At 67.5% G+C, this 25,925-nt stretch carries 19 protein-coding genes; 15 read left to right on the top strand and 4 right to left on the bottom strand.

The annotated features are described in order from the left end of the window. Positions 1-92 precede the first annotated feature (92 nt). Both DL240_RS17655 and DL240_RS17650 read right to left on the bottom strand, forming a co-directional pair. A complete protein-coding gene (locus DL240_RS17655) occupies positions 93-2,501 on the bottom strand; it encodes a hypothetical protein (protein ID WP_146618390.1) in 2,409 nt (802 codons plus the stop codon). 78 nt (positions 2,502-2,579) lie between these two features. Then, complete coding sequence (locus DL240_RS17650; RefSeq protein WP_146618389.1) at positions 2,580-3,857, bottom strand: YncE family protein; 1,278 nt, start codon at positions 3,855-3,857, stop codon at positions 2,580-2,582. 325 nt (positions 3,858-4,182) lie between these two features. Between DL240_RS17650 and rpmG the strand changes: the two genes are divergently transcribed. The 4 genes from rpmG (at position 4,183) to DL240_RS17630 (ending at position 9,136) form a co-directional block, all read left to right on the top strand. Further along, positions 4,183-4,338, top strand: coding sequence for a 50S ribosomal protein L33 (gene rpmG, locus DL240_RS17645; RefSeq protein WP_111731220.1), 156 nt, complete (start codon positions 4,183-4,185; stop codon positions 4,336-4,338). A 41-nt stretch (positions 4,339-4,379) separates the two neighbouring features. Then, positions 4,380-4,622 (top strand): 30S ribosomal protein S18, encoded by a 243-nt coding sequence (gene rpsR, locus DL240_RS17640; protein ID WP_111731219.1) that lies wholly within the window; start codon positions 4,380-4,382, stop codon positions 4,620-4,622. A 449-nt stretch (positions 4,623-5,071) separates the two neighbouring features. Next, positions 5,072-6,742 carry a hypothetical protein gene (locus DL240_RS17635; protein ID WP_111731218.1) on the top strand — a complete coding sequence of 557 codons (1,671 nt, stop codon included), beginning with the start codon at positions 5,072-5,074 and terminating at the stop codon, positions 6,740-6,742. A gap of 237 nt (positions 6,743-6,979) precedes the next feature. Beyond that, the gene (locus DL240_RS17630) at positions 6,980-9,136 is read left to right on the top strand and encodes a WD40 repeat domain-containing serine/threonine protein kinase (RefSeq protein ID WP_111731217.1); all 2,157 of its coding nucleotides are present in this window, start codon (positions 6,980-6,982) and stop codon (positions 9,134-9,136) included. 30 nt (positions 9,137-9,166) lie between these two features. On the opposite strand, the gene DL240_RS17625 is transcribed toward DL240_RS17630, so the two are convergent. Next, positions 9,167-10,285, bottom strand: a complete 1,119-nt coding sequence (locus tag DL240_RS17625) for an MJ1255/VC2487 family glycosyltransferase (protein WP_111731216.1) — start codon at positions 10,283-10,285, stop codon at positions 9,167-9,169. 402 nt (positions 10,286-10,687) lie between these two features. On the opposite strand from DL240_RS17625, the gene DL240_RS17620 reads away from it, so the two are divergent. The 10 genes from DL240_RS17620 (at position 10,688) to DL240_RS17575 (ending at position 22,233) form a co-directional block, all read left to right on the top strand. Further along, positions 10,688-11,458, top strand: a complete 771-nt coding sequence (locus DL240_RS17620; protein ID WP_111731228.1) for a Stp1/IreP family PP2C-type Ser/Thr phosphatase — start codon at positions 10,688-10,690, stop codon at positions 11,456-11,458. A 24-nt stretch (positions 11,459-11,482) separates the two neighbouring features. Further along, complete coding sequence (rapZ, locus tag DL240_RS17615; RefSeq protein ID WP_111731227.1) at positions 11,483-12,394, top strand: RNase adapter RapZ; 912 nt, start codon at positions 11,483-11,485, stop codon at positions 12,392-12,394. A 63-nt stretch (positions 12,395-12,457) separates the two neighbouring features. Next, positions 12,458-13,891 carry a multiheme c-type cytochrome gene (locus tag DL240_RS17610; RefSeq protein ID WP_111731215.1) on the top strand — a complete coding sequence of 478 codons (1,434 nt, stop codon included), beginning with the start codon at positions 12,458-12,460 and terminating at the stop codon, positions 13,889-13,891. A gap of 73 nt (positions 13,892-13,964) precedes the next feature. Beyond that, positions 13,965-14,999, top strand: coding sequence for a nitrogen regulation protein NR(II) (locus tag DL240_RS17605; RefSeq protein ID WP_111731214.1), 1,035 nt, complete (start codon positions 13,965-13,967; stop codon positions 14,997-14,999). A gap of 263 nt (positions 15,000-15,262) precedes the next feature. Next, complete coding sequence (locus tag DL240_RS17600) at positions 15,263-16,444, top strand: class I SAM-dependent rRNA methyltransferase (protein ID WP_111731213.1); 1,182 nt, start codon at positions 15,263-15,265, stop codon at positions 16,442-16,444. 139 nt (positions 16,445-16,583) lie between these two features. Continuing rightward, positions 16,584-17,237, top strand: coding sequence for a hypothetical protein (locus DL240_RS17595; protein ID WP_111731212.1), 654 nt, complete (start codon positions 16,584-16,586; stop codon positions 17,235-17,237). Beyond that, positions 17,234-18,892, top strand: coding sequence for an FAD-binding oxidoreductase (locus DL240_RS20815; RefSeq protein WP_111731211.1), 1,659 nt, complete (start codon positions 17,234-17,236; stop codon positions 18,890-18,892). Before DL240_RS17595 ends, DL240_RS20815 begins: the two co-directional genes overlap by 4 nt. Continuing rightward, a complete protein-coding gene (locus tag DL240_RS17585; protein WP_111731210.1) occupies positions 18,889-20,025 on the top strand; it encodes an FAD-binding oxidoreductase in 1,137 nt (378 codons plus the stop codon). Before DL240_RS20815 ends, DL240_RS17585 begins: the two co-directional genes overlap by 4 nt. Beyond that, positions 20,012-21,154: a heterodisulfide reductase-related iron-sulfur binding cluster gene (locus tag DL240_RS17580; protein WP_111731209.1), complete on the top strand. Its 1,143-nt coding sequence runs from the start codon at positions 20,012-20,014 to the stop codon at positions 21,152-21,154. Before DL240_RS17585 ends, DL240_RS17580 begins: the two co-directional genes overlap by 14 nt. 68 nt (positions 21,155-21,222) lie before the next feature. After that, complete coding sequence (locus DL240_RS17575) at positions 21,223-22,233, top strand: diacylglycerol/lipid kinase family protein (protein WP_158542719.1); 1,011 nt, start codon at positions 21,223-21,225, stop codon at positions 22,231-22,233. Positions 22,234-22,260: 27 nt separating this feature from the next. On the opposite strand, the gene DL240_RS17570 is transcribed toward DL240_RS17575, so the two are convergent. After that, the gene (locus tag DL240_RS17570; protein ID WP_158542717.1) at positions 22,261-24,708 is read right to left on the bottom strand and encodes a heavy metal translocating P-type ATPase; all 2,448 of its coding nucleotides are present in this window, start codon (positions 24,706-24,708) and stop codon (positions 22,261-22,263) included. A gap of 319 nt (positions 24,709-25,027) precedes the next feature. Here DL240_RS17570 and DL240_RS17565 point away from each other — a divergent pair, with 319 nt between their 5' ends. After that, positions 25,028-25,900, top strand: coding sequence for a M50 family metallopeptidase (locus DL240_RS17565; RefSeq protein WP_111731206.1), 873 nt, complete (start codon positions 25,028-25,030; stop codon positions 25,898-25,900). The last annotated feature ends 25 nt before the right edge of the window (positions 25,901-25,925 follow it).

Below are 25,925 nucleotides of genomic sequence, written 5' to 3'. Positions count from 1 at the left end.
TTCCCGTAACAGCGGATCAAAAAAGAAGGGGGCATCATGCCCCCTTCCTCCACGCCGGCCTGGGCGTGCTCATGCGGTGCTCCGTGTGGCGCTCAGCGCACGAAGGTTCCGGCGCTGCCCACGCCCACGCGATCCAGGGGCACCACGTACACGGTGCTGGTGCCGGTATCGACCAGGGCCAGCTGGGAGCCGACGCCGACATCGTCGATGAGCACCAGCTCGGCCGGCAGCGCCGTGCCCAGCGAGAGGCCCGCCACGCTAAACGCCCGGTCGACGCGGAAGGTGTAGCTCAGCCCCTCCCGCGCGCCCACCTCACCCTCGCGGATGCGCAAGGTCAGATAAGGCCCCTCCCAGACCTGGCCCGAGGCCACCCGCCCTTGCAGCCGGCCCAGATCAGCCTCGTCCTTGCGCACGCAGGACTCCCCATCGCGCTCCCACACCGAGGCAAAGCCGCTCTGCTCACCCACGGCGATCCACTGCGCGTCGGGGCGTACCTCGTAGCGCAGGCCCTGATCGAAGCACTCCCGGGTGGGGAGAGACTGCGCGGTGTCGGCACCGGCCAGCGGGGCGATCGTCAACGAGGTCGCCCCCACCGCGGTGATCTCGTAGGTCAAAAAGCCCTCATCACCGGCAAATCCCGCGCAGCCCGCGCCGTCGCCCGGCGAGGAGAGGATGCGGAGGCGATCCCCCACCTCGACCCCGGCGCCGCAGTAGTCGATGCCGCCGGAGAGGAAGTGTCCCGGGGTCTCGCGCGCGATCAGCCCGCGCTCCGCAGACCCCACCGCCGGGAGCGCCCCTTCGTAGGTCAGGGTCCAGCGCTCGTTGCGCAGGCGCACATCAAAGACCTGGCGCTGGATCTCGGCGTTCACCTGCCCCTCCTCCACGCTAAGCTGCGCGCGGGCCAGCTCCAGCAGATCGGCGCGGGGCGCATCGATGTAGTTGCGCAGGTCGTCGGGCACCTCCAGAGCCACCGGCTGATCGATGAGCGGAGAGCCACAGCCCAGGGTGATCTGGGAGCCGGCAGCGGCCTGGCTCATCGCCTCGCGCAGGGCCTCGGGCTGCTCACAGCTCGCGCGCCCGACCAGGCGGCCCTGGGCGCTGTTGGCGTCGCGCAGGGCAAAGATCGGGGTGATCGCCAGGGTGTGCGTCTCGGCGGTGATCACCCGACGCGCCAGAAGCGCCGAATCGCTGAGATCGGCGGCTTCCTCGGCGCTGGCCAGCGGCAGGGCCGGCAGCTCCAGACAGCGCGCCTCCGGGTGGGCGTCTCGGAGCTCGGGGTCCCCCCGGAACTCGGCGTCGCTCAAGAGGCCCTGGGGCGCCTCAAAGGCGCACTCCACATCGAGCACGTCGACCCGGTACAGGCTCCCGTTATCCGAGGCGACCTGCAGCCCGTAGCGGTGAGCCACCAGGGCCGTGGGCCCCTCGTTAAGTACGCGACGCTCCAGCACCGGGACCATGGCCAGGGGCTGACGCACCAGGGCGATGCCCCCGATCTCGGTGGCGCCCACCGTGGCGGGCTCGCTGGCCTGACGGGCGTCGATGAGCGTGCGATTGGGGCGATCGATGACCAGCACCTGCCGCTCCGCCGACTCGAGCACGTAGATAAAGGCGCCGGTGGGATCGAAGGCCACCTGATTCGCCCCCCAGATCGAGCCCTCTTCCCCGCCCCAGTCGATGCGGGCAACCTCGCAGGGGGCGGCGTCGCCCTCCAGGCAGCTCTGATCGCCCAGGGCCTCGTCGGTGAGCGCGATCAGGGAGAGATCGGCCCGGTCGCGGTAGACCACCGCGGCCATTCCGGCCTCCTGATCGATGTTCAGATCGGCCGGCTGCCCCGGGAGCGCCACCTCCACCGCCTCACCGGAGGCCCGGGTGCAGTCCACCGGCTCGTGATCGCGGCGATCCACGGCGTCGGCGGGGCGCTCGCAGCTGAGCCCGGGGGCCACCCACAGCAGGTTGGGCTGGGCCAGGAGCGCCGCCACAGTCGGAGCGCCGGCGTCTTCAAAACTCTCCAGCGCCAGCGGGGTGCCGGGCAGCGCGATGGGCTCCGAGAGCGGGCGCAGCGTCCAGAGATCGACGCCGGTCAGGCTCCGATCGCCCTGGTTGGCCACCAGCGCTGCGGTGCCCTGCCCACTCACCGTCACATCGACCGGCCGGGTGCCCACCTCGATCTGGGTCACTCCGGGCACCCGGGTATCGAGGTTGACCAGACGTGGCGGATCGCTGGCCAGCGCCACCACCCCGAGCTTGCCGCTGATCTCATTGACGACCAGCCCGAACCCCCGGGGGTTGGCCATATCCTCGCACCGGGGCAGCGGCCGCGACGCGATCGAGAAGTCCTCCCCATCGACGCTCGGCAGACAGACCTGGCCGTCGACGACGGCCAGGGCCACCGGACCGTTGAGCCCCTGTGGTGAGGAGCGAACCTGCTCCTCACACCCCGCGCTGGCCAGGGCACACAGCCCCAGCCCGGCCCACATGGCGATCTTTTTCGCGTTCTTCATACGCACCAACATGTTGTGCTGCTCCGCTGACTCGGCCCGCGCCATACTGGGGCGCGGAGCGATCCCGGGGAGATCGGCTCAATAGATATGTTCGATGACCTGATGGAAGGTCGGGCTGGCCGGATCGAGATCGAGCACGGCCACCGCGCCACAGCTCCGATCGCTCTCGGTGCAACGCTCCGGGCGCTCGCCACGCTGATCAAAGAGCGAGACGTAGGCGCGGCAGGGTTGCCCGGGCGCCTCGCAGCGCTCGGCGACCATGTCGTACGGGCTTCGCCCCACCTCGATGGTGTCAACCACCGCACCGATCTGCGGGTCGATGACCTGAATCACGCCGTTGCGGTACGAGGGGACATACACCCGCTCCACCCCGTCGGCGCCCTGATGGACTCGCACCCCGGAGGCCTGACGCTCCAGCGGAATGGTGTCGATCACCTCGTGACGCAGCCCGTCGCTCTCGTCGATGCCGATCACGTAAAGCGCGCTCGGACGTCGGGCAGCCACGTAGAGGCGATCGCCAGCAGCGTTAAAGTCGAGCCCGCGCGCGTCAACATTCTGCACCGCCGGTGAGAGCACCACGTCGCCGCGGCGCACGATGGCCTCGACCTTGCCCTCCTCACTGACGTAGGGGCGGTAGAGCGCCACCACATTGGTGCCGCGACCGGCCACATACACATCCTCGGTGCCCGGGCGCAGGCGAGTCTGGTTGCCCCCGTTGAGCAGCGCCGCGCTGCGCATGGAGGCCCCCTCGAGCTCGCCCTCGGGGAAGCTCAGCGAGGAGACCTGATCACCACGCAGGTGCGAGAGATGTACCAGATCAAAGCTCACCGTCTCTCCACCGATCTCCCGACTCACTCGCCCCACCGCCAGACCGAAGGGATCCAGCGGGACCGGTGCCCCGGAGCGTACATCGGGCACCCGGCGCACCACGCACGCGCTGCTGTTGGAGCGTGCCTCTCCCCCCACCTCGCAGAAGAGCGCCTGGCCCTGCGCAGCCACATCCAGCACCGTCACCTCGCTCTGCTGGCGGCTGGTCACGTAGGCGCGGGTACCGTCTTCGTTGAGCTCAATATGCCCGGCGAAGGAAGGCACGTAAGGCGACGCGTCGGGAAGGAGCGTGGAGGTGCTCGTGTCGATCACCGAGATCGTGCCCCCGAGCTCTTCACTGTACTTCAGATCGAAGTTGCTATTGGCCACGTAGAGAAAGCGCCCCCCGGGGTGCAACTCCAGGCCCACCGGGTAATAGAGTCCGTCGCGCGGAGGCAAGGGCTCCTGGTAGCGCTGCCCGCAGCCAGTCACCAGAAGCGCGCAACCGGTGAGCGCGCTGAAGAGCCGCATCTTCATTGGGTCATTCATAGGTATCCAGATCGCCCTGTATCCATAGATCTTTTGCCCGCTCGCCGGGCCCCTGCGGGATTAGCACCTGGCCGCCTCCCTGCGCAAGCGCGCCGGCGGTGGGCGCCAGCGCCGCGATCGCCACAGCGCGAGCCACAAAAGTGTGTGTGGCGCCGGGTCGCGATCGCGGCGGCGGGCAATTATGCCCACAGGCTTGCCTTTTTGGTGAAGGCCCGATATGTAGTCCTCCGCCCACGCGCTGGGCCAAAATTTTTAAGACGCCGACTTCCGGCCCCTTTGCGCGCTGGCGTGATGTGTGGGCCCCGATATTTCTGGAGAGTTTGTCATGCGAGAGAAGATCCGACTCGTTTCGTCCGCCGGCACCGGCTACTTCTACACCACGACCAAAAACAAGCGGAACACCCCGGACAAACTTCGCATCAAGAAGTTTGACCCGAAGGTCCGCAAGTACGTCGAGTTCGTGGAAGCCAAGATTAAGTAATGTTCGGCCGGGCTCCCGGCTGACTTCATGAGGAAGCTCTTATGTCCAAGTACGGAAAAATCAACTGGCGCCGCCGTCGCAAAATCGATCCCTTCGATCAGAACCCCTCCTGGCGTCTTGACTACAAGAACCCGGAGCTGCTCAAGCTCTTTGTGACGACGACCGGCAAGATCCTTCCCCGTCGCATCACCGGCGTGAACGCGCGCAACCAGCGTCGCCTGCGCCGCGCCATCCTGCGCGCTCGCCAGATCGCGCTGCTGCCCTACACGACCCACAAGTCGTAAGGGTCTTGAGCGCCCCCTTCCCCCGGAAGGACGCGCTCCACGCTCTTCGTGGCGGCTCCCCTCCCCTCGCCCTTCTCCAACGAAGGCGGGGTGAGGCCGGCCGCCACGTTCGTTTCTTGGCGGTGTTTTAAGGTGGCTCGTCGCGCCATCTGCAGGGCGGTTACGCATTATTACAACGCCGCAAACCCGGCACGCTGGCGGGGCAAAACGCTCGAGACCCGACGACGCTCCCCTGAAGGAGGGCCGCAGCCCTGTAGACACCACCGGGCGAGTCCGCTAGCCTTGCGCTCAACCAGCAGCCCCCCCTCAAACAGCTGCGCGACACTTTGCGCTCTTCGACTTAGATGAGGCGAGACATGGGAAGGAAAGTGCCAGGCGCCCGACGCCTGTTGACCGCGACTTTAGGCGTGTGCACGGCCGTCGGGCTTGTTGCCTGCAACGAATACCCCGTGCAGTTGACCCAATCCTCCAGCGCGATCGAGTTCATCCAACCACAGACGGTTGGAGAAAATGAGAAGTTCGACATTCTCTGGATGATCGATAACTCCGGCTCGATGTGCCAGGAGCAGACTCTGCTGCGCAACGGCTTTGCCAACTTCATCGAGATCCTGAAAAGCACCAACGCAGACTTCCATATCGGTGTCACGACCACACACATGGTCGACAGCTCGGTTGACTTCGGCACAGAGCCGGTCGCCCGCCCCGGACACCTGCAGTCGACACCGCAGCCTCTGCCTGGCTACGACGACTCCTGCTTCTACGCACTCGATGAAGACGGGATTCCGGACTACAACGACATGCAGCCGATCCTGAACTCCATTGCCACAGCGGTGAGCTGCACCACCAACCCCTCGGAGTGGGAGCACCTGCTCAACCCCAACATCGCCGATCTTCGCTGCGCGGTGGACTATGAGCGGTGGGAAGAGAGCTGTTCTAGTGGCGACGATGCGCCTGTTGATGTTGATTTCTTCCCGCCGACTTCGGCCTACCGCGCGATCCCTAAAGTGCTGCGAGCCGATGACTATCGGGATGCCCAGGGGCAAATCGAAACCGCACGGCTGGCTGCCGACTTCGGCTGCATGAGCCTTGTAGGGGTGCGTGGCTATGGCTTTGAGCAAGGGCTTGCCGCGGTGACGCGGGCTCTTTCGCCCGAGCTAACCGGGGGCCCTGAGGGCGACCCGGCCGAGTTTCCCAACGCGGGCTTTCTGCGCCCCGACGCCCGCACCGGTGTGATTTTTATCTCGGATGAAAACGACTGCAGCCACAATGGTAGCCTGGACTACGGGTCCCAGTGCATGGTCAGTGAGTGCACCTACCAGGAGAACCTGGGTGAAGATGGTGCCCTGCTCAACATCGACACGCTTCGCGACGAGATGCTCGCCAACATCGCCGCCAGCCGCGGGCTCAGCAGCGTGGATCCGGAATTCGACGTGATCGTCGCCTCGATTCACGGCAACTACAAGCGCTTTGATTCCCCTCGCCCCGCAGACAACTGCACCTCTCCTGCAGAAAATCCCGAACAGTTCATTGAGAGGAGCTGCGCCAGCGTCAACGGCGAAGCCTTCTCCGGACACCGCTACGACCAGTTCATGAGGGTCTTTAAAGAGTCCTATCCCAAGTCTGGCGCCGACGATGCGCCGGTCTCCGGCCTGATCTGCGGAGACTTCACCGGCGCGCTCGAAGATATTGCCGAGCTCTTTAAGCCCTCGGCAAGCAAGTGCATCGACGATATCTACACCTGTGATGGACCGGGGGCAGCCTGCCCGTCGAACCCCAACACCGGCGCGGCCGGCACCTGCATGGCGTATCCGCCGCATCCCGCTGACACCGAGCCCCGGGTCGGCTACTTCTGCGATACCGGGCTGCAGGTACGTCTGCGCCTGCCGGCCGACGACAGCGCCAACCTGGCTCGTCTGGAAAGCACTCAGTACTGCCTGGAAGGCACCCTGGGCATGCCGACGCTCCCAGACGGTTGCATCGTTGATCCCGCCCACTACGTGCTGACGGGCTGCCCCGGCGCCTCCTCCGGCGTGTTCGTGGATTGGAACGATGAGCAGTGGTTCAACATCCTGGCCGGCCTTCAAGTTGAGGCCCGCTACGCCCAGATGACCGGCAACTAAGCCAGCCCACATCTTTTGGCGCAAGCTCAGCTCAAGAAGCCGCGCGGCCCCCTTCCCGGGAGTCGCGCGGCTTCTTTTGTGGCCAGCCCCGCGCCCCCCGATTGACAAGCTTTGACAAAAAGAGCCTTTGCGATCTCTTAAAGAACGCACTAGGGTTTCGACGCTTGGCATAGGTAAAAGGGGGATGTGTGTTGAACGCCCGGTATCTATGTTGCCGATGCTGTCAGGGAGCGCATTATGACGAACCTGGACCCGCCTGCCGGGACCGGCCAGCAGATCCGCGTACTTCGCGAGGCGCGGAGGCAGAAACTGCGGGAGAAGAGTCCGCAGCATCACTGCCCCGGCTGTCTGTCGGTGGTTTTTGCCGACGAGCCGCTGTGCCTGGAGTGCGATCGGCGCGCCCCCCAGCCGGGCTGGCCTCCCTTAAACGATGCCAATGACCCCTGGCTCGGGCGCGTGATCGATCGGCGCTACCTGGTGGCCAAGCCCCTGGGTCGCGGCTCCTCGGCGTCGGTTTATCGGGCCGAATCCCTGTCGATCTCCCGGCATTTTGCCATCAAGATCATCGCCACCGACAAGGGGCAGGCCGACCAGATCATGGAGCGCCTCAACCGCGAGGTCGAAGCGCTGAGCCGGCTGCGCAATCCCCACATCGTCTCCTTCTACGAGATCCTCGATCTGAAAGGCTCCTACGTGGCCGCGATCATGGATCTGATCTCGGGGCTAACCCTGGAAGAGCTGGTCCATCGCCAGGGACCGCTCAGCGTGCAGCGCTCCTGCGCGCTGCTGCGCCAGATCGCCAATGGCCTCTACGAGGCTCACCAGGCCGGGATGATCCACCGCGACCTCAAACCCGAAAACATGATGGTCGAACGCCTGCCGGCCGGCGACGACTTCATGCATATTCTGGATTTCGGCATCGTGCGTCTGACCGACGACTCCGGGGTCAGCATGACGCACGGGTTCATCGGTACGCCCCTCTACGCCAGCCCCGAGCAGGCCATGGCCAAGGCCGTCGATCAGCGCAGCGATATCTACAGCCTGGGCGCGATCCTCTTCTTTATGCTCACGGGCCAACCGCCCTTTGTGTCCAACAACGTCTACAGCGTGCTTCGGATGCACGTGCGCCAGAAGCCCCCGCGCTTGAACGAGGCGCTCCCCGAGCGCCTCTTCCCCGAGGAGCTGGAACGCCTGGTGGCACGTATGCTGGCCAAGGAGCCCTCCGAGCGACCGGAAGATCTCTCGGAGGTGATCGCCGAGCTCGACACCTTCGCCAACGCGCAGCTCTCCTCCGAGGTTACGTCCTCCGCGCTGCAACCGGCCTCCCGCCACGCGACGCCTCTCTACGGAGGCCTGAGCGCCCCGGCGCCATCGGCGCCCACAAGCTCCGAGGCCGCGGCAACCTCTGATGCCTCCCAGGCCCATCTGCAGGGCTTCGGACGCCAGGATCACACCAGCGCCACGACCATTCAGGCCTTCGCCCGGCGAGAGCCCGTCCAGACGCCGGTGTTCTCCCGTACGGCCACTCCGCACCACTCCGACGCCCTCCAGGCGATCCCGGCCCAGGTGCGCTACGCCCGCGAGCCCCAAAAGGAGAGCGCGGAGCCGGGGTTGCCCGCCGGCGCCCTGCACCGGCTACGGGTTGGGCCCACCGAAGTCATCGCCGGCGCGACCAGCTCCGGTGCCTTTGTGCTCTTGGAGGAGGGGCCCTACGACGTGCTCTACGTCGGGGAAGACCACCGCGAGGCTCGCCCCCTGACCGTGGCCACAACCTCATCGGTCGGCGCACTGGCGCTGAGCCGTGAGGCGGTGTTTGCCGGCCACCGTGATGGCTCGATCACCCGCACCTCGCTGGAGACGGGGCGCACGCGTACGCTTTTTCAAGACGTGCGCCGCGCGTCGATCTCCGCGCTGGCCGTGCATCCCGAAGAAAAGAGCGTGATCGCCGGGTCGACCTCCGGGCGGGTGTACCTCCACCAGCCCGGGCGTGCCAGCGCCAGCGAGTGGACGCGCATCGGCAACGGTGAGGCCGTGAGCAGCGTCACGATGGGCGCCCACGGCGGGAGCGCCGCCATCAGCCGGCGTGATCACAGCGTCGAAGTCATCATGCTGAGCTCCCCGCGCAGCCCCATCGCCCGACTGCAGACCGAGGCGCCGGTGCTCACCATGGCGCTCTCCCCGGATAACTACCTGCTGGCCGCCGCGCTGGCCAACCACACCCTGGCGCTTTTCCAGATCCCGACCGGGCATCGAGTCATGAGCCTTCCCACGCGTCACCTTGACGTGCTGGCCCTGCTCTTCGCCAACGGCAGCACGCCCACGGCCATCTGCGCCGTAGATCAGTGTGTGGAGAGCCTGAGCTTTGAGCAGGTCAGCGCCGCGGCGCGCGCGTAGCGCTGATCCGCACGCTCCCCAAGGCCTCACTCACTTCGCAGCATCACCCCACCCCAGCCAGCGTACGCGCCGGGAGCGCAGGATGCCGCTCTCGGCCAGATCAAAGAGCTCCTCCAGGCGCGCAAAGAGCGCGCTGTTATCACGGGGCTCATAGCTCTGAAGCGCCTGGCGATAGCGCGGCAGCTCGTCGACGAAATCAACCAGGTCGTTGGGCCCCAGGCTTCGGCTGTAGGTGCCGTAGCCCAGCTCATGAAGATAGCGCGCGTTGAGCAGCTGCTCGAACTGCCCGCCCACCGGCGTGGCTAGAAAGGGTTTTCGCAGATGCAGCGCCTCGCCCATCAGCGTAAAGCCCGCCGACGCGATCACCCCGGCGGCGCTCGCCAGGTCCTCGACAAATTGCGTCTCGCTGAAGGGCCGAAATACCAGGTTCCCCTGGCGCTGATCCTCCTGAATCTCTCGCCGCAACCCGTAGATGTAGACCGGACGCTGCAACCCGGCGAGCAGCCGGGGCAAGTCCGAAAAAGTCGGCGAGGTCTGGTAAACCAGCAGGTGCTCCCCGTGGGTGGGGGTGGCGTTGAGGATCTCGGGGCGCAGGATCGGCGGCACCAGCGAGGTGCGCTTCTTGCGCACCGGCGGCTCACAGAAACTCGTGATCACGTAATGCGCCGCCCGAGGGCATTTGGCTTTGACGATGGACTTTGCCAGCAGGAATTCATCCATCTCCTGGCCGATGATGGCATCGTCATGCCAGCAGCGGTTGATGAGCTGAATATTATCGATGCAGATCAGCGGGATGCGGTGGACCTTAGCAAAGAGCCAGCTCCAGGTTTCGAAATCGCTGATGACCACATCGGGCGAAAACCTGCCGACCATCTCGAAGTAGCGCCGTACATTGGAGGGCCACCCCTCCAGCGCACCCCGCAGGTTATCGGTGGCCGTGGCCAGCCGACGCACCTGGTTATGCTCCATCGCCATGGTCAGCCCCCAGATCTGATCGACCCGGGGCACCCGAGACTTCAGATACGCATGGGCGCGCCCCGAGGCCACCACCTGCACCTGGTGCCCCTGGTCCAACAGCCACTTGAGCACCACCGCGCTGCGAATGGCATGTCCCATGCCTTCGCCCACCACACCATACAAAATCTTCATCACCACTCCGGGGCCGGAATCACTGCGACTGGCTGCTCGCCGGTTGTACCTGCGCCTGGGCCCGCACGACAAGCCAACGCGCCACCGCACAGGGGGTGTCAAGGGCGCCTTACTTGCGCGGCGGGAGAGCCCGCACACGCCTTGCTCGATAGGCCTCTGAACAGTATTGTGTCGGGGTTAAGCGATGATGTGGCGGCGCTCGGTGGCGCCCACCCTTTCGCCCTGGCCCGGCTTACACGGCTGACGCGTTATGTGCGCCTCCCCCCGCTGCTCATCGGCCGCTCGCTCCTGGAGTGGCACCTGCCGAAAGATACAAGACGTTATTACCGCGCCACGCGCCAGGGCCCGCCCGGGGCCCCCTGATAAGCGCGCTGCCGTCAACCGGGGTCACACACCGTGCCGATCAAACTGCGATACGCTGGAAACACCCACGTCGGGATGAAACGGGGCCATAACGAGGACAACCTGCGTCTGGTCCCCGAAGAAAATCTCTACATCGTTGCCGACGGCATGGGCGGTCACGCCAGTGGCGAGGTCGCCTCGCAGCTGGCCGTCGACACCATCGCCGAATTTTTCATTGAGACCAGCAAAGACGAAGATCTGACCTGGCCCTACAAAATGGAAAAGGGGCGCAGCTACGAAGAAAACCGCCTGGGCGCGAGCATCAAGCTGGCCAACCTGCGCATCTTCGAGACGGCCAAAAATGACCCGAGCAAACACCACGGCATGGGCACTACGGTGGTGGCGCTGTGCATCTGCGGCGACTCCATCTATGTGGGCCATGTTGGCGACAGCCGGGTCTACCGGTTGCGCGGCGAAGAGCTGCATCAGGTCACCGAAGACCACTCGCTGCTCAACGATTACATCAAGATGAAAGATCTCACCGAAGAAGAGATCGAAAACTTCCCGCATAAAAACGTCATCGTGCGGGCGCTGGGCATGAAAGAGACCGTGCAGGTCGACGTGGCCCGCGAAGAGCCCCGGCATAAAGACCTCTACCTTTTGTGCAGCGATGGTCTCAACGGCATGATCAACGACGCGACTATCCGCGCGATCATGCTGGAGAATCGCGACAACCTGGAGGTCTGCATCGATAAGCTCATCGAAGCGGCCAACAACAACGGCGGCACCGACAACACCACCTGCGTGATGGTCGAAATTTTTAAAGAATAACCCCTTTTGAACCCGGGCCAGGCCATGACTGAGGATCTCGAGGAGCGCAGTGACCCGAGCTTCGGCGCCCCACGGGTGGTGATCGTGACCGGACTGAGCGGTTCGGGTAAGTCCACGGCCATCCGCGCGCTCGAAGATCTGGGGTATTTCTGCATCGACAACCTGCCGGTTCCGCTGCTCCCCAAGGTGCTGGAGCTGGCGCAGTCCGGCCCCTCTCGCCAGGAGTGGCGCCGGCTGGCCTTTGTGGTCGACACCCGCGATCACGTGCATCTGGACCAGGCCAATGCCACCATCAAGCAGCTGCGCGATGAGGGCATCGACGTGCAGGTGGCCTTTCTGGAGGCCGCCGACGAGGTGCTCGTGCGCCGCTTCAGCGAGACCCGGCGGCGCCATCCGGTGGCCGAGGCCCGCAGCGTGCCCGAGGGCATCGCGCTGGAGCGGCGCTTTCTCGACGATCTGCGCGCACGCGCCGATGTGGTCATCGACACCTCCAGCCATACCGTACACACCCTTAAGGCGCTGATTCAGAAGCGTTTTAGCTCCGATGCCCCGCCGCCCTTTACGATCTCGGTGCTGAGCTTTGGGTTTAAGTACGGGCTGCCCATCGAGTGCGATCTGGTCTTTGATCTGCGCTTTCTGCCCAATCCCTACTTCGTCGAAGAGCTGCGCCCGAAGACCGGCCTGGATGCCGACGTGCAGCATTACGTGCTGGGGTTGAGCGAGGCCTCGACCTTTCTGGGCCTCTTTCAGCAGATGGCCGAGTTCACCCTGCCGATGTACGAGCGTGAGGGTAAGAGTTACCTGACGATCGGCATCGGGTGCACCGGCGGCCAGCACCGCTCGGTGGCCATCGCCGAGACGATCGCCCGGCGTCTGACCCACCGGGGCTGGAATGTTTCCACGCGCCATCGAGATTTAGAGCGCAAGTCGCGCTGAGAGGCCGCCCGTCCGGGCCCGACTTTCCGGCCTCCCTCCCCCACCGAACCCACCGAGTCCGACATGTTCTCAGGAAAAGCCGGTCTGCGCGCCCTGCTCCTGCTTCTGGCGCTCGCCACGCTGGCCCTGATGCTCTACTTCGGGCCGGAGCGTGCCCCGGCCCCCGAGGTCCCCGACACGCTCTCGGCCGAGGAAGCCCTGGCCGCCGCGGACGCCTTTTACAAGAGCCGCCCCATCTACGAGCGCCCCCACCCTTACACCCCGATTCCGGAGGGCCTGCCGGATCTGCGCGCCGAGACCTGCGGAGCCTGCCACGCCGAGATCTACCGGGAGTGGCAGGTCTCCACCCACCGGCGAGCCTGGCTTGATGATGTCCAGTTCATGGAGGAGCTCTCCAAGTCACGTGGCGAGCATAATCCTCCGGATGCCGAGCCCCACGATGTGAGCTGGCTCTGCGTCAACTGCCATACGCCCCTGGTCAATCAGCTCGAGAAGCTGGTGGTGGGACTGGAGAACGACGACATCTCCAAGCCGATCTACGTGGAAAACCCGGTCTTTGATCCCGAACTCCAGCTCGACGCGATCACCTGCGCCACCTGCCACGTGCGCGACGGGGTGGTGCTGGGGCCCCGCGGCGACTCCCCGGCCGCGCCGCACCCGGTGGCCAAAGGCGATCACCTGATGAGCGAAGAGAACTGCGTGCGCTGCCACCAGGCCGAAGCGCTCTTCCCAGAGCAGACCCTGGGCTGCTTCTTCACCACCGGCCAGGAGTGGGAGGGCAGCGCGTTCGCCGACCAGGGGCAGCACTGCCAGGACTGCCACATGCCCCAGACCGAGCGCCAGATCGTGCGCGGCTACGACGTGCCCAAGCGCACCACGCGCCATCACTGGTTCGGGGGCTCGCTCATCCCCAAGAAGCCCGACTACGAGGAAGAGATCGCGCCGCTGCGCCAGATCTTTGGCTCCGGCGCCACCCTGGAGCTGCTCCCGGCCCAGGCGCCGGCCTGCTCCGAGGGTCCCTGCCCCCGGGCCCGGGTGGTGATCACCAACAGCCAGGCCGGCCACCGCTTTCCCACCGGCGATCCGGAGCGTCACGCCGATGTGGTCGCCCGGGTCTTCGATGCCCGGGGCCAGGAGCTGGCGCGCCAAGAGATGCGCATCGGCGCCATCTTCGAGTGGTGGCCCGAGATCAAGATCAAGAGCGACAACCGCCTGATGCCCGGCCAATCACATGAGATGGCCCTGAGCTGGCCGGCGCAGGACGAGGCAGTGCGCGTGGAACTGCGGGCCGACAAGTACCGCATGCATCAGGAGGCCTACGACTACCACGAGCTCGAAGGCAAGGTAGAGCGCGGGCGCACCTTCCATAGCTCCACCTGGGAGGTGAGCCCCGAGGGCCAGGTACGCCTGGAGGTGGTCGAAGACGACCGGGGCCGCCGTCACACGCTCGCCCCTGCCTCGGAGCCCGCCGTCCCGTCGCCGGCGCCGGCGGAGTGATTAGGTTTAACCGGGTCCGCTCTCTGGCCCGGTCTGCGTGGCTTCATCGATGGCGAGCTCAAGCGAGGCTCTCATGCGTCAGCCCCACCTAGCGACTCTGCCCCGCTCCTCGGAGGCCTTTGAGGCCTTCTTTGAATGGGCCCCCTGGCCCATGCATCTGGTCGACGCCTCGGGGCGCCCCGGGCTCTGTAACCCGGCCCTGGTGCAGCTGCTCGGACTGAAGAGCGAATCGCCCAAGGCCGAGGAGCTCTTCACCCCGGAGAGCGCCCGCAGCCTGGAGAAGGCCACCGGCGTCCCCACCAGCGAGCAGCGGGACTTTATCGATTGCCAGCTGACCTACCTGCATGCCTCGGGCGTCCCGCTCAAGGCCACCCGGCTGCGCCTGGTCCAGCTGCCCGAAAGCGAGGACGAGCCCCGGCGCTTTGTGGCCATGCTCAGCGAGCTCAGCCCCCCTCAGCCTCTGACCCGAGCGGCACTGCAGAGCCGGCTGGCCGGGGCGATCGCGCACGACTTCAACAACGTGTTCACGGTGGCGGCGAGCTACGTGGATCTGGTGCGTCATCAGGTTGAGGATGAGCAGCAGGAACAGCATCTGGAGCGGGCGCTCAAGGCCTGCCGACGGGGCATCGCGCTGGTGGATAACCTCCAGCTGTTGACCTCGCTGGAGGGGCTGCCGGCCACCGAGACCGAACTCACCGAACTGATCGAAGGTCAGAAGCGCACGCTCAACCAGGCGCTGGCCCCGGGCCCACGGGTGCACCTGGATCTGGAGGAGGATCTGCCGGTGCTGCGCGCCCATCCCTCACGGGTCGGGCAGCTGGTGGTCGACCTGGTAGCCAATGCCCTGCTGCGCTGGCCCCAGGCCAGCCGCCTGGAGATCAGCGCGCGCCGCGCGCGCGCGGAACATCCCGGCGTGGAGCTGCGCATCTGCGGGCCCGATGACCCCAACGCCGCCTACGAGGGCCCCTTCTGGCCGATGCTGCTGGGGAGCGTGGAGCACCAGGGGCGCGTGTGCCGGGTGCCCGACGTGATCGGAGAGTTTTTTGTGGACGTGACCACCGATCAACACGCGATCGTGGCCTTCCTGCCGACTCCAGCGCTGCACTGAGTTCGGCCCGGCGGTGCCCAGGGGCCGGACCACCAGGGGGCACCACTCTCTGCGGGGGAGCGCCCCTGTTCTTTGAGGCGGGGCCCTCGGGCAGCGCCGCTCCCGGCAACGCCGGCGATCCTGCGGGTTCGGTGGTGGCGCTCGGGGCCATCCTGGGGCATCCTCCGCAGCGCCTGAAGCCGGCCTCCCCCCCGGGGCCTGCCCGGGCAGCCGCCGCGGCCATCCCCTCTTTTGAGAGCCCCTTCCAGCCCCCCGAGTGAACCATGCGCTACTACCCCCGCGTTGATCTGACCCAGGCCATCGAGAACGTGCTCCGCGCCGGCCACCCCTGGATCTTCGAGGACGCCGTGCGCCATCAGGCTGGCGAGCCGGGCGATGCGGTCGATGTCTACGATCGCCACGGAGAGTGGCTGGGGCGTGGCATCCTCGACCCCACCTCCCCGATCCGCGTGCGTCTGTGGACCCGCAACCCCGAGGTGGAACTCGATCACCGCCTGCTCGACCGTCGCATCCGCCAGGCATTTAAGCGCCGCCCCTTCCCGACTCATGACACCACGGGGTTTCGCCTGCTCAATGGCGAGGGCGATCGGGTGCCCGGGCTGGTCTGCGATGTCTACGGTGATGTGGCGGTGTTGCGCCCCGACGGGCTGGCCGCCGAGCGCTGGCTGAAACCGGCGCGCCAGACCATCAGCCGCCTCCTGCCGATCAAGCACTGGGCCATCAAACGCTCCAACCTCCACCGCGGCACCCTGCCGGCCGCCGAGTGGTGGGAGAGCGAGGAGCCCCCCGCCGAGACGACCTTTGCCGAGGGGGGACTCACCTACGTGGTCGACCCCCTCCAGGGTCAGAAGACCGGCTTTTTTCTGGATCAACGCGCCAACCGCGCCCGTCTGGCCGAGGTCTGCGTGGGGCGCCGACTGCTGAACCTCTTTGGCTACACCGGGGCCTTCTCGCTGGCAGCGGCCGCCCGCGGCGCCGCCCGCACCACCACCGTCGATCTGGCGGCGCCGGCCATCGCCGACGCTCGCCGCAACTTTGAGCGCAACCACATCCCGGCCTCGGCCCACGGCTTTGAGGCCTGCGATGCCTTTGAATATCTGGAGCAGTTTGAACCGGAGCGGGCCCCCTTTGAGGTGGCGGTCTGCGACCCGCCCAGCTTCGCCCACCGCCACAGCGACGTGCCCCGGGCCACCGAGGCCTACACGCGCATCTTCCAGAAACTCATCGAGGTGATGCCCACCGGCTCCACCCTGGCGCTGGCCTCGTGCAGCAGCCACATCGATCGGGCGCGCTTTCTGGAGATCGTCACCCGGGCCAGCGAGCGCGCCCGGGCCGAACTGGTGGTCCTGGGCACCTGGGGCGCCGATGTGGATCACCCCACGTTGCCGGCCTTTCCCGAAGGCGACTACCTTCAGTTCACGTTGGGCACGCTCTGCCGCGATTAAAGGTTTGCCCGGCCCACAGAGCGCCGCGCGGAGCCTTGTCAGCGGTGGCAAGCTGCCCCATGCTTAAGCCCATTCAAATCATGGCGAGCCCGCCAGACGCAGCGCCCCGTTTCTCCGGGGCACGCGCAGGAGGAGTGAGGTGTCAGACGACTCGATCAAAGACGAAGCGCCCGGCCGGGAGACCAGCGCCGGGGGCGACTGGCTCGACGGACTGATGAGCCTGGTGGAGCGCGCGCCCCGGGTCGGCCAGCGCGCGCTGGTGTGGTTGCCGGCGATCCTGGCCGGTCAGCGCGCCGGGCGTCAGAGCCTGCGGGCGCTGCGTCAGCTCAGCACCCAGGCGATGCACGAAGAGGAGTGGCGCTGGCCCGATGCCCCCCTGGCCGAGCTGATCGGTGCGCTCGGCGAGGTGATCGAGGCGCTGCCCTCGGCCCGCGAGGCGCTGCCGACGATGGAGGAACTCAGCGAGCTGACCACCGAACTGGCCGCCGATCCGCGGGCGCGGGCCCTGGGCCAGGAGGCGCTGGAACGCCTGGAGGCGCTCACCACCCGCGCACTTGCCAGCCTGGTGGACCTGGCCTTCTTCGCCACCGACAAACCCCGCAGCGAAGCGTTCATTGCCCGCCTCACCGACATCTTTCAGGAGCTGGAGCGCGCCGCCGACCACCTGATCACCGCGAGCATTCGCGGCGCCAGCGAGCGCGCCGCCACCGCGGCACAGGGGAGCGCTGACCGACCCCAGGCCGCCACTCCCCGGGAGCATCCTCCGACCGAGCCCACCGACGAGGAACCATGAGCGTCCACCCCGCGTCTCCTCTCCCCCCGGCCCTGCGGCGCGATCTGGAGGCCATTGTGGGCCGCCCCTGGGTGCGCACCGCCCTGCCGGACCGCCTGGCCTACGACAACGACTGCTGGCCCCGGGGTATCATTTTAACCCGGGGGCGCCGGCTGGGGGTGCACCAGCCCTCGGCGGTGGTGCAGCCGAAAGACGAGGCCGAAATCGTGGAGCTGGTGGCCTGGGCCCGCGCCACCGGCACCCCGATCATCCCCTTTGGCGCGGGCAGCGGGGTGTGCGGGGGCACGGTGGCGCTGGATGAGCACGCGATCGTGGTCGATCTCAAACGCCTGGACGCGCTCCTGGAAGCCGATCCGCAGACCCTGCTGATGCGGGCGCAACCCGGGCTTATCGGCATGAATATGGAGCGGGAACTCAACGCCCGGGGCCTGACCCTGGGTCACTTCCCCTCCTCGCTCTACTGCTCCAGCGTGGGCGGGTATCTGGCGGCGCGCTCCGCCGGACAGTGCTCCAGCCTCTATGGCAAGATCGAAGATATGGTCGTGTCGATGCGCGTGGTCGATGGCCGCGCCCGACTCATCGACACCGCGGCCAGCCCCACGCATCCCTGGCTGGAAGAGGGCCTGGCCGCCCAGGACCACCCGGCCCAGATCACCGAACTGATGGTCGGCAGCGAGGGAACCCTGGGGCTGATCACCGAGGCCACCCTGCGCCTGCAGCCTCGCCCCACTCGTCAGCTCTACCGGGGGTTTGAGTTCCCCTCGCTCAAGCTCGCACTCGATGCGGTACGCGAGATGATGCAGCAGGGGTTGAGGCCGGCGGTGGTGCGAGTCTACGACGAGTTCGACAGCCTGATCTCAGGCAGCCGCCGGCGCCGGGGCCGCAGCTCCGGCCTCTCGCCACGGGGCGACGCGCACGCGCCCTCCCCGGGCGCCCTGCTGCGGGGCCTGGGGAAGCTCGCCAGCAAGAAGGCCCGGGAGCTGGGCCTGGCCGCCCCGGTGGAACGCCTGGTCGACCGGGCCCAGCGCGAGCTCCTGGGACGGGCGGTAGGCCAACCCCTGCTCATCAACCGGGTCGCCGAGAGCCTGCCGGCCGGCTGCCTGCTGATCGTGGGCTTCGAGGGCCAGAACGCCCTCATCGACGAGGAGGCCGCCTACGCCCGGAGCCTGCTGGAGCGCTACGGAGTGGACCTGGGCGAGGCACCGGGGCGCCACTGGCTGCAGAACCGTTTTTCGGTGAGCTACAAACAGTCCCCGATGTTCGACGCCGGCACCTTTGTCGACACCATGGAAGTCTCCACCACCTGGGAGAACGTGCTCCCCCTCTACCAGGCGGTACGCCGGGCCGTGGAGCACGAGGTCTTTATCATGGCGCATTTCAGCCACGTCTACGCCGAGGGCTGCTCGATCTACTTTACCTTTGCGGGCTTCGGCGCCGATCTCGACGACACCCTGGCCACCTACGAGCGCACCTGGGAGCAGGGGCTGGAGGCAGTGGCCGCCCAGGGAGGCTCGATCGCCCACCACCACGGGGTGGGCTACTCCAAGGCCGCGTTCACCAGGCACGACCACCCGGGCGGCCCGGCGCTCTTTGCCGACCTAAAAGCGCGCTTTGATCCCGATGGCATTCTCAACCCCTCCAAGGTCTACCGATGATGGAGCCCTCCGGCAGAGAGCACGAGAGCCCGCTTTCGGCCCCTCGCCAGCACTTCTATCAGGCGCGCGCGCTGACCGAGCCGCTCGAAGAACGCATCCCGGCCACCCGCGGTGAGCTGGCCGCGATGGTTGATGAGCTGCACGCCCGCGGCCGCCCGGCCCTGGTGGTGGGCGACGGGCAGCACCTGCGCCACGATCTCGGCGGGGCGGTCGCGCTGCGCACCGAGCGTCTGGATCAACTTCTGAACCTCTCGCGCGAAAACGGTCTGGTGTCGGCCCAGGCGGGCATCCGTTGGCGCGATCTTCAGGATGCGGTCGAGGCCGAGGGCCTGACCCTGAGCCACTACGCACTGATGCCCTCCACCGCCACCCTGGGGGGCCTGCTGGCTCGCTTTCGCCCCGGGCCCAAGACCCTGGGTCAGGGCGCGATACGCGATGGCTGCGTGGCGCTCGCTGCCCGCGGAGCCCCCGGGCGAAGCTACGACTACCTGGTGGCCCCGCGCAAAGCCTCCGGCCCCGATCTGCGCTACCTTTTTATCGGCGGCGAGGGCCACCACGGAGTAATTACCGAGGCTACCCTGGTGGCGCGCCGCCAGCTCGACGCCGAGCTGCTGATCTTTGAGGGGCTCCCCCTCTCCGAGGCCCTGACGCTGCTGGATGCGATCTACCGCGCTCAGATCCGCTGGCAGTGGGTCTACTACAGCGCCGGGGCAAAACGCCTGCAGCTGGCCCTGGGAGCTCCGGGCCAGCTTTTGCGCACACAGGTACGCTGGATCGAGGCTCACCTGAGAGCCCCCGACGCCCACCTCGATCTCGACGCGCTGCGCGCTCGCCGCCGCTGGCTCGAAGACCGCCACCCTGCTCGTCGCACCCACGCCCGGGCCCGGCAAGCCAGCGCCATCTGGTGCACCGCGGCGGCGCTACAGACGCCGCCGCTGGACCTGAGCACGCCGGACATCGACGAACTTACGCTGACCTCCTTTGCCCCCGATCGCGTGGAGCTGGTGGTCGAGCATGGCGCGCCGCTCGATGTGCCGATGCCCGGCGTGATCGCGCGCTGGCCGCTGTGCCAGACGCTCCCCCCTCGCTCCCGCGTTCCATTCGCCCCGGAGGCCGCTGATGCACGCCGATGATCCCTACTCGCCAGACGTGGCGAAGATGAGCGCCTACTGCACCTACTGCCCCAAGCTCTGCCGGTTCAGCTGCCCGACGGCCGCCGCCGAGTCGCGGGAGACGGTCACCCCCTGGGCGATGATGCGCCTGCTGGAGTTGACCGCCGATCGCAGCGTGGCGCTGACCCCGGAGGTCGCCGAGGCCTTTCATCACTGCACCGGATGCCGGCGCTGCCAGACCTTCTGCCGCCACACCAACGACGTGCCCCGCGCGCTGTGGCAGGCCCGAGAGCGCGCCGCGGCCGCCGATCTGATCCCGGCGGCCTACCGCCCCTTGCGCGAAGCCTTTGAGACTCAGGGGCGCCCCCGGGCCGCCGCCATCACCTGGCGCCCGGCTCCCGGGGTGTTTGACGCGGACTCCCCCGTGGGCTTCTGGCCCGACTGCGACACGCTGGCCCATCACCCCGAGCTCATCGATCGCGTCGGTCGACTCCTGGAGCGGGTGCTCGGCCAGAAGGTCCGCCTGGTGGCCGCCGGCCCCGACGCGCTACCGGTCTGCTGCGGATTTCCACTGGGGGCCACCGGCGATCGCCCGGGGCTGGATCGTCACCTCGCCAGGCGCTGGCCCGATCTGGAGGGGTTGGACACGCTCTACACCGACTGCCCGGCGCTGTCCGCCTGGGCCGAACCCACCAGCAGCTGGCCCGAGCTCGCGCACGACGAGCCCGAACGCCTGCGCCCTCACCACGTGATCGAGCTTTTGGCCCGACGCCTCCCCGAGCTGCCGCCGGAGGAGCCGCTGGATCTGAGCCAGCTCATGGTACACCCGAGCTGCATGATGACACGTCAGGCCCGGCTCCATGCCGATGTGCTGCGGGTCTTGCGGGCCGCGGGCCATGGCGAGCCGGTGGCGATGATCTTCGATCAGGAGGAGGCCGAGTGCTGCGGCGGGCAGGCCACCTACCGCGCCCTGGAGGCCGAGGCCGCCGAGCGTCAGGCCGCCCGGGTGGCCGAACGCCTCCACACCCACCCCGAAGCCACTCGCCTGGTGAGCACGGCGGCCACCTGCCAGTGCGCCATGAGCCAGGCCCGCCCGGAGCTCGACATCTGCACCCTGCTGGATCTCGTCTGCCAGGCCTACCGGCTCTGAGACCTCCCCTTTCCCCGATGCGCTGTGTGACTATAAGGGGCGCCCCCCCTGCTGCTGCTGAGAGTGCCATGACCGAGACCTCCACCCATCTTCGCACCTTTGTGATCGCCAATCCCGTGGCCGGGGCCGGCCAGGTCAAAGAGGACTGGCCGCTCTTAGAGCGCCTGCTTAGGGCCAACCTTCCCGAGGTCGACTTCGCGTTTACCGAAGGTCCGGCTCACGCCACCCTGCTGGCCCGAGAGGCGCTGCGCACCGGCTGGGAGATGGTGGTGGCGGTGGGCGGCGACGGCACGCTCAACGAGGTCGTCAACGGGTTCTACGAGCGCCCGGAACCCACCACCTGCTACGCGCTCGATGACGAGGGCTGGGTGCTGCGCCGCGACCTGAGCCTGCAGCCCATCAACCCCGATGCGGTGCTGGGGCTGGTCCCCATCGGCACCGGTGGCGACTTTCGGCGCTCGGTCGGGCTGATGGCCGGCGCCGCCGAGGCCATTGAGCGCCTGCGCGGCCGGGAAACCCGCGCGCTGGATCTGGGCCAGGTGGGCTTTCTCGATGCCCGGGGCAACCTGGCCACCCGCTACTTTGTGAACATCGCCAGCGGCGGCATCAGCGGGGTGGTCGATGCCATGGCCAACAGCACCTGGAAGGGGCTGGGCGGCAGAGCGAGCTTCGCGGTCGCGACGATGCGGGCCTTTGCGAAATGGAAGAATATTGAGGTGGAGGTGCGCCTGGACGACACCTCGGAGCTTCGCGACCGGGTGCTCAACCTCTCGGTGGCCAATGGCGAGTACTTTGGCGGGGGGATGTGGGTCGCGCCGGGCGCCGAACTCGACGATGGACGCCTGCAACTGATCATGATGGGCGATCTCAGCCGTCCGCAGGCCCTGCGTATGTTCACCGACATCTACAAGGGCAGCCACCTGGGCCACCGCAAGGTCAGCCGTCATCGCGCCCGCCAGGTGGCCGTGCGTCTGGTGGAACCCTCGGCGCTGGCGCTGGTGGACCTGGACGGGGAGCAGCCCGGGAAACTGCCGGCGACCTTTAACGTGCACCACCGCGCGTTGCAGTTTAAGGCCTAAAGAGCCCCGGCCAGGGGCACTGAGCGCTCAGTGTGCCAGCGCCGGCTCGGTGGCGGCGCTGGCCGCTGCGTTTCGCTCCTCCTCGGAGGCCCGCAGCAGGCGCAGCGCGTTGAAGATCACGATCAGGCTACCGCCCATATCGGCCACGATCGCCATCCAGAGCGTGGCCCAGCCGCCGAGCGCCAGCACCAAAAAGATCACCTTCAGCCCCAGCGCCACGGTGATGTTCTGCAGGATGATGCGCCGGGTCTTCTGTCCGATGATCATGGCCTCGGCCAGACGACTCAAATCATCGCCCATCAACGCGACATCAGCGCTCTCCAGCGCCACGTCGGTGCCGGCCGCGCCCATGGCCACGCCCACCGAGGCCGCCGCCAGCGCCGGCGCGTCGTTAACCCCGTCGCCGACCATCGCCACGTGGTCGCCCACCTGCGCTTTGAGTTCGTCGACCCGGGCGATCTTGTCGTGTGGCGTCTGTCGGGAGAAGACCAGCCCGGGGTCGAGCCCCAGGCGCCCGGCGAAGTGTGCGGCGGCCTCAGGACCATCGCCGGTGACCATGGCCAGATGGGTGACGCCGGCGCGTTTTAAGGCCTGAAGTGCAGCCGGGGCGCCGGCGCGCAGGCGATCTCCCAGGGCGACCAGCCCCAGCACGCGTTGATCTTCGGCCACGGCGATCAGCGTGTGTCCCACCGAGGCCAGGCGATCGTGTTCGGCGACCAGCGCCGCCGGCACGCTCATTCCCAGCTCCGAGAGCCAGGCCAGCTGCCCCACGCGCAACACCGGCGCCGGACCGGCGCCGGGGAGGCCGGCGGACTCAGCGACCAACGTGGCTTCGATGCCGGCCCCGACCACCGCGCGGGCATCGCTGACCGCGTCGACGATCTCCGCGAGTTCGAAACGCCCCATGGCCTCGGCCACGATCGCGCGACCGATGGGATGTTCGCTGGCAGATTCGGCGCGGGCCGCGGCCAGCAGCAGCGCGTCGGCGCTCACGTCCGCCAGGGGATGGAGCCCCTCGACGACGAGCCGCCCCTCGGTCAATGTCCCGGTTTTATCGAGCGCCAGCGCCCGGAGTTGACCGAGCATCTCCAGCCACTTGCCTCCCTTGACCAGGATGCCCCGACGCGCCGCACGCGCCAGGCCGGCGACGTTGGCAATCGGCGTGGAGATGACCAACGCGCAGGGGCAGGCGATCACCAGAAAGACCAGCGCGCGGTAGAACCAGAGTTCAAACGCCCCTCCGGTGAGCAGCGGCCCCAGCAGCGCCACGGCGGCCGCCAGCGCCACGACCGCCGGCGTGTAGATGCGCGCAAAGGTGTCGATGAACTGCTCGGCCGGCGAGGCCTGGGCGCGAGCCTCTTCGACCGCGTCGATGATGCGGGCCAGCGTGCTGGTGGCGGCGGGCTCGGTGCAGCGCATCCGCACTCGCCCGGCCTGGTTAACGGTGCCCGCGAAGAGCGTATCCCCGGCGATCTTTCGCACGTGGCGCGCCTCCCCGGTGATGGTCGATTCGTCGACTTCGGTCACGCCGCTTAAGAGTTCCCCATCGACCGGCACCCGGGCCCCGGGCAAAAGCTCGATCTCATCGCCGAGCACAACCTCGGCAAGTTCGACCTCGACAAAAGCCTCGCCACGGCGCACCCGGGCGGTGGGCGGTGCCAGCGCCATGAGTGAGCCGATGGCCTGGCGAGCCCGGGCCATGGAGCGCGCCTCCAGCCACTCGGCAAACCCGAAGAGCAGGATCACGGTGGACGCCTCAAACCACTCGCCAACCGCGGCCGCCCCCACCACGGCGATGGTCACCAGGAGGTTGATGTCGATGCGACGCTGGCGCAGGGCACGGAAGGCCTGACGATACACAAACACGCCGCCCACCACGATCGCCACGCTCAGCAGGATCGGCACCAGCACCGAGGTGATGCCGAACCCAAAGCGCACCACCGCCCCGGCCAGGGTGAGCAGCGCGCCGCTGAGCACCGTCCAGAAGCGCTGATCAAAGGCTGAATGCGAGACCTGGGCGCGGCGACCGAACTCGGGGCGCGGCGCGGCCTGAAGCCCCACCCGACTCAGCGCCGCCACGGTGGCTTCGTCGCGCGAACTTTGCCCGTCGTGGTAGACCGTGAGCGTGCCGGCGGGCACATTGATGCGCAGCTCGGCGACGCCGGGCGCACTGGCGAGCGCGTCTTCGATCAGACGCGCCTCACTCTGGCAGCAGAGCCCCTGCACGTCGAAAATGGTGCGCGCGGCGGCATCCGGCTCAGGACGCTCCTCGGAAGAGGGCGCCGCCTTTGACGTACGACAACCGTGGAGGTCGTGGTCATGATCGTGGTGCACGTGCCCCGGAGCGTGCCGATGCACCTTATCGCCGGCCGCCGGCTCCGCCGGCGAGCCACAGCAGGACTCGGGCGCTGGCGAGGGAGTCGAGCATCCCTGGTCGGCACCGCAGGTTGAGCTCGGAGGGGGGATCTGGGCCAAGGTAAGCTCCTGATGCAAAAGTCGATATGCGCGCGGCCCGGGCCGCTCACCGCCGCTCAACGTAGTCCGGCCGGCCCGCCACGTCACGCGCGCTCTCCCCAGAACCCGCCGAGCCCCGGCGCTATGCCTGCCCCGGCCCCTCTCGGGCCGGGAATGTGCCCCCCAAAGTCCAACGTTCTGTCACCGACGCCGGGTACGCCGGCGGTGATGCTCGGCCAGTGGTGCTGGCAAGCGGCGCGGCGGTTGGTATGTTTAGAACGACCTGAACGGCCAACTCGCCAGCGGCGCGAGGGTCACGATCTCATCTCAAGGAGCCTCCATGAGCACATCCAACTTCACCCCCTCGGCACGCGCGTTGCTGATCTTCGCGGTAGCCCTGGTGGTGGTGACCATGTTGGTGCCCTACGGCTACGTGGTGGCTTATCCGCTGCGCCTCTTCGGAACCTTTGTGCACGAGAGCGCGCACGCCCTGGCCACCGTGCTCACCGGCGGCTCGGTCAGCGGAATGCATGTAAATCTGGACACCAGCGGAGTGACGTTGAGCCGGGGTGGCTCGCGTTTCTTGATCAGCTCGGCGGGCTATCTGGGCACGGTGGCCGCCGGCGCCGCACTGCTGATCGCCGGCAAGCGCCAGGGCTGGGCCCGCAAGACCCTCATCGTGCTGGGCGTAAGCACCCTGGTGGCCACCGCACTCTTTGGCGGCTACGGAAGTTCGCTCCTCGCGGTGGGCGGGTTCGCTGCCGGCATGGGACTGTGGGCGCTGGGGCGTAAGATGGCCCGCGCCCAGAAATCAGCCGGCATCTGGTACGCTGGCGGCGCGGTGGTCACCGTGGCCGCGCTGGTCTACCTGGGGTTCTCCGGCGCGTTGTTGACCTGGTCGGTGGGTCTGCTCTCGGCGGCCGGACTGGTGGCCGTGGCCGTGTACGGCGCGCCCTGGCTGCGCCACGCGCTGGTCATCACCCTGGGCGTGCAGCTGACCTTTGACGGGCTGCACTCCATCCGAACTCTGATCGATCATACGATGGCCGCGCGCGGACACTCCGACGCGGTGAACATGGCCAACCTCACCGGCATCCCGGCCAGCGTCTGGGCGGTGTTGTGGGCGGTAGTCGGACTGGCCATCGTGGCCGGAGCCTTCGTCCTCTTCTGGCGCGAAAACAAGCGTGAGAGCTTTGAAAACTCGCTCTCCTGAGCCCCCCTCTTTTCTTTGATTCGTC

The sequence above is a fragment of the Lujinxingia litoralis genome (assembly GCF_003260125.1).
GTDB lineage: Bacteria > Myxococcota_A > Bradymonadia > Bradymonadales > Bradymonadaceae > Lujinxingia > Lujinxingia litoralis.
The sequence above is the reverse complement of the archived record's forward strand: the minus strand, read 5'-3'. Positions and strand labels throughout refer to the sequence as shown.

What these genes read in the sequence shown, in the direction of transcription:
- DL240_RS20815 (WP_111731211.1), top strand. Translation starts at nt 17,234, where the DNA reads ATGAGCGTCCACCCCGCGTCTCCTCTCCCCCCGGCCCTGCGGCGCGAT.
- DL240_RS17625 (WP_111731216.1), bottom strand. Translation starts at nt 10,285, where the DNA reads ATGAAGATTTTGTATGGTGTGGTGGGCGAAGGCATGGGACATGCCATT.
- DL240_RS17600 (WP_111731213.1), top strand. Translation starts at nt 15,263, where the DNA reads ATGCGCTACTACCCCCGCGTTGATCTGACCCAGGCCATCGAGAACGTG.
- DL240_RS17655 (WP_146618390.1), bottom strand. Translation starts at nt 2,501, where the DNA reads ATGAAGAACGCGAAAAAGATCGCCATGTGGGCCGGGCTGGGGCTGTGT.
- rpmG (WP_111731220.1), top strand. Translation starts at nt 4,183, where the DNA reads ATGCGAGAGAAGATCCGACTCGTTTCGTCCGCCGGCACCGGCTACTTC.
- DL240_RS17650 (WP_146618389.1), bottom strand. Translation starts at nt 3,857, where the DNA reads ATGAATGACCCAATGAAGATGCGGCTCTTCAGCGCGCTCACCGGTTGC.
- DL240_RS17610 (WP_111731215.1), top strand. Translation starts at nt 12,458, where the DNA reads ATGTTCTCAGGAAAAGCCGGTCTGCGCGCCCTGCTCCTGCTTCTGGCG.
- DL240_RS17585 (WP_111731210.1), top strand. Translation starts at nt 18,889, where the DNA reads ATGATGGAGCCCTCCGGCAGAGAGCACGAGAGCCCGCTTTCGGCCCCT.
- DL240_RS17630 (WP_111731217.1), top strand. Translation starts at nt 6,980, where the DNA reads ATGACGAACCTGGACCCGCCTGCCGGGACCGGCCAGCAGATCCGCGTA.
- DL240_RS17575 (WP_158542719.1), top strand. Translation starts at nt 21,223, where the DNA reads ATGACCGAGACCTCCACCCATCTTCGCACCTTTGTGATCGCCAATCCC.
- rapZ (WP_111731227.1), top strand. Translation starts at nt 11,483, where the DNA reads ATGACTGAGGATCTCGAGGAGCGCAGTGACCCGAGCTTCGGCGCCCCA.
- rpsR (WP_111731219.1), top strand. Translation starts at nt 4,380, where the DNA reads ATGTCCAAGTACGGAAAAATCAACTGGCGCCGCCGTCGCAAAATCGAT.
- DL240_RS17605 (WP_111731214.1), top strand. Translation starts at nt 13,965, where the DNA reads ATGCGTCAGCCCCACCTAGCGACTCTGCCCCGCTCCTCGGAGGCCTTT.
- DL240_RS17565 (WP_111731206.1), top strand. Translation starts at nt 25,028, where the DNA reads ATGAGCACATCCAACTTCACCCCCTCGGCACGCGCGTTGCTGATCTTC.
- DL240_RS17580 (WP_111731209.1), top strand. Translation starts at nt 20,012, where the DNA reads ATGCACGCCGATGATCCCTACTCGCCAGACGTGGCGAAGATGAGCGCC.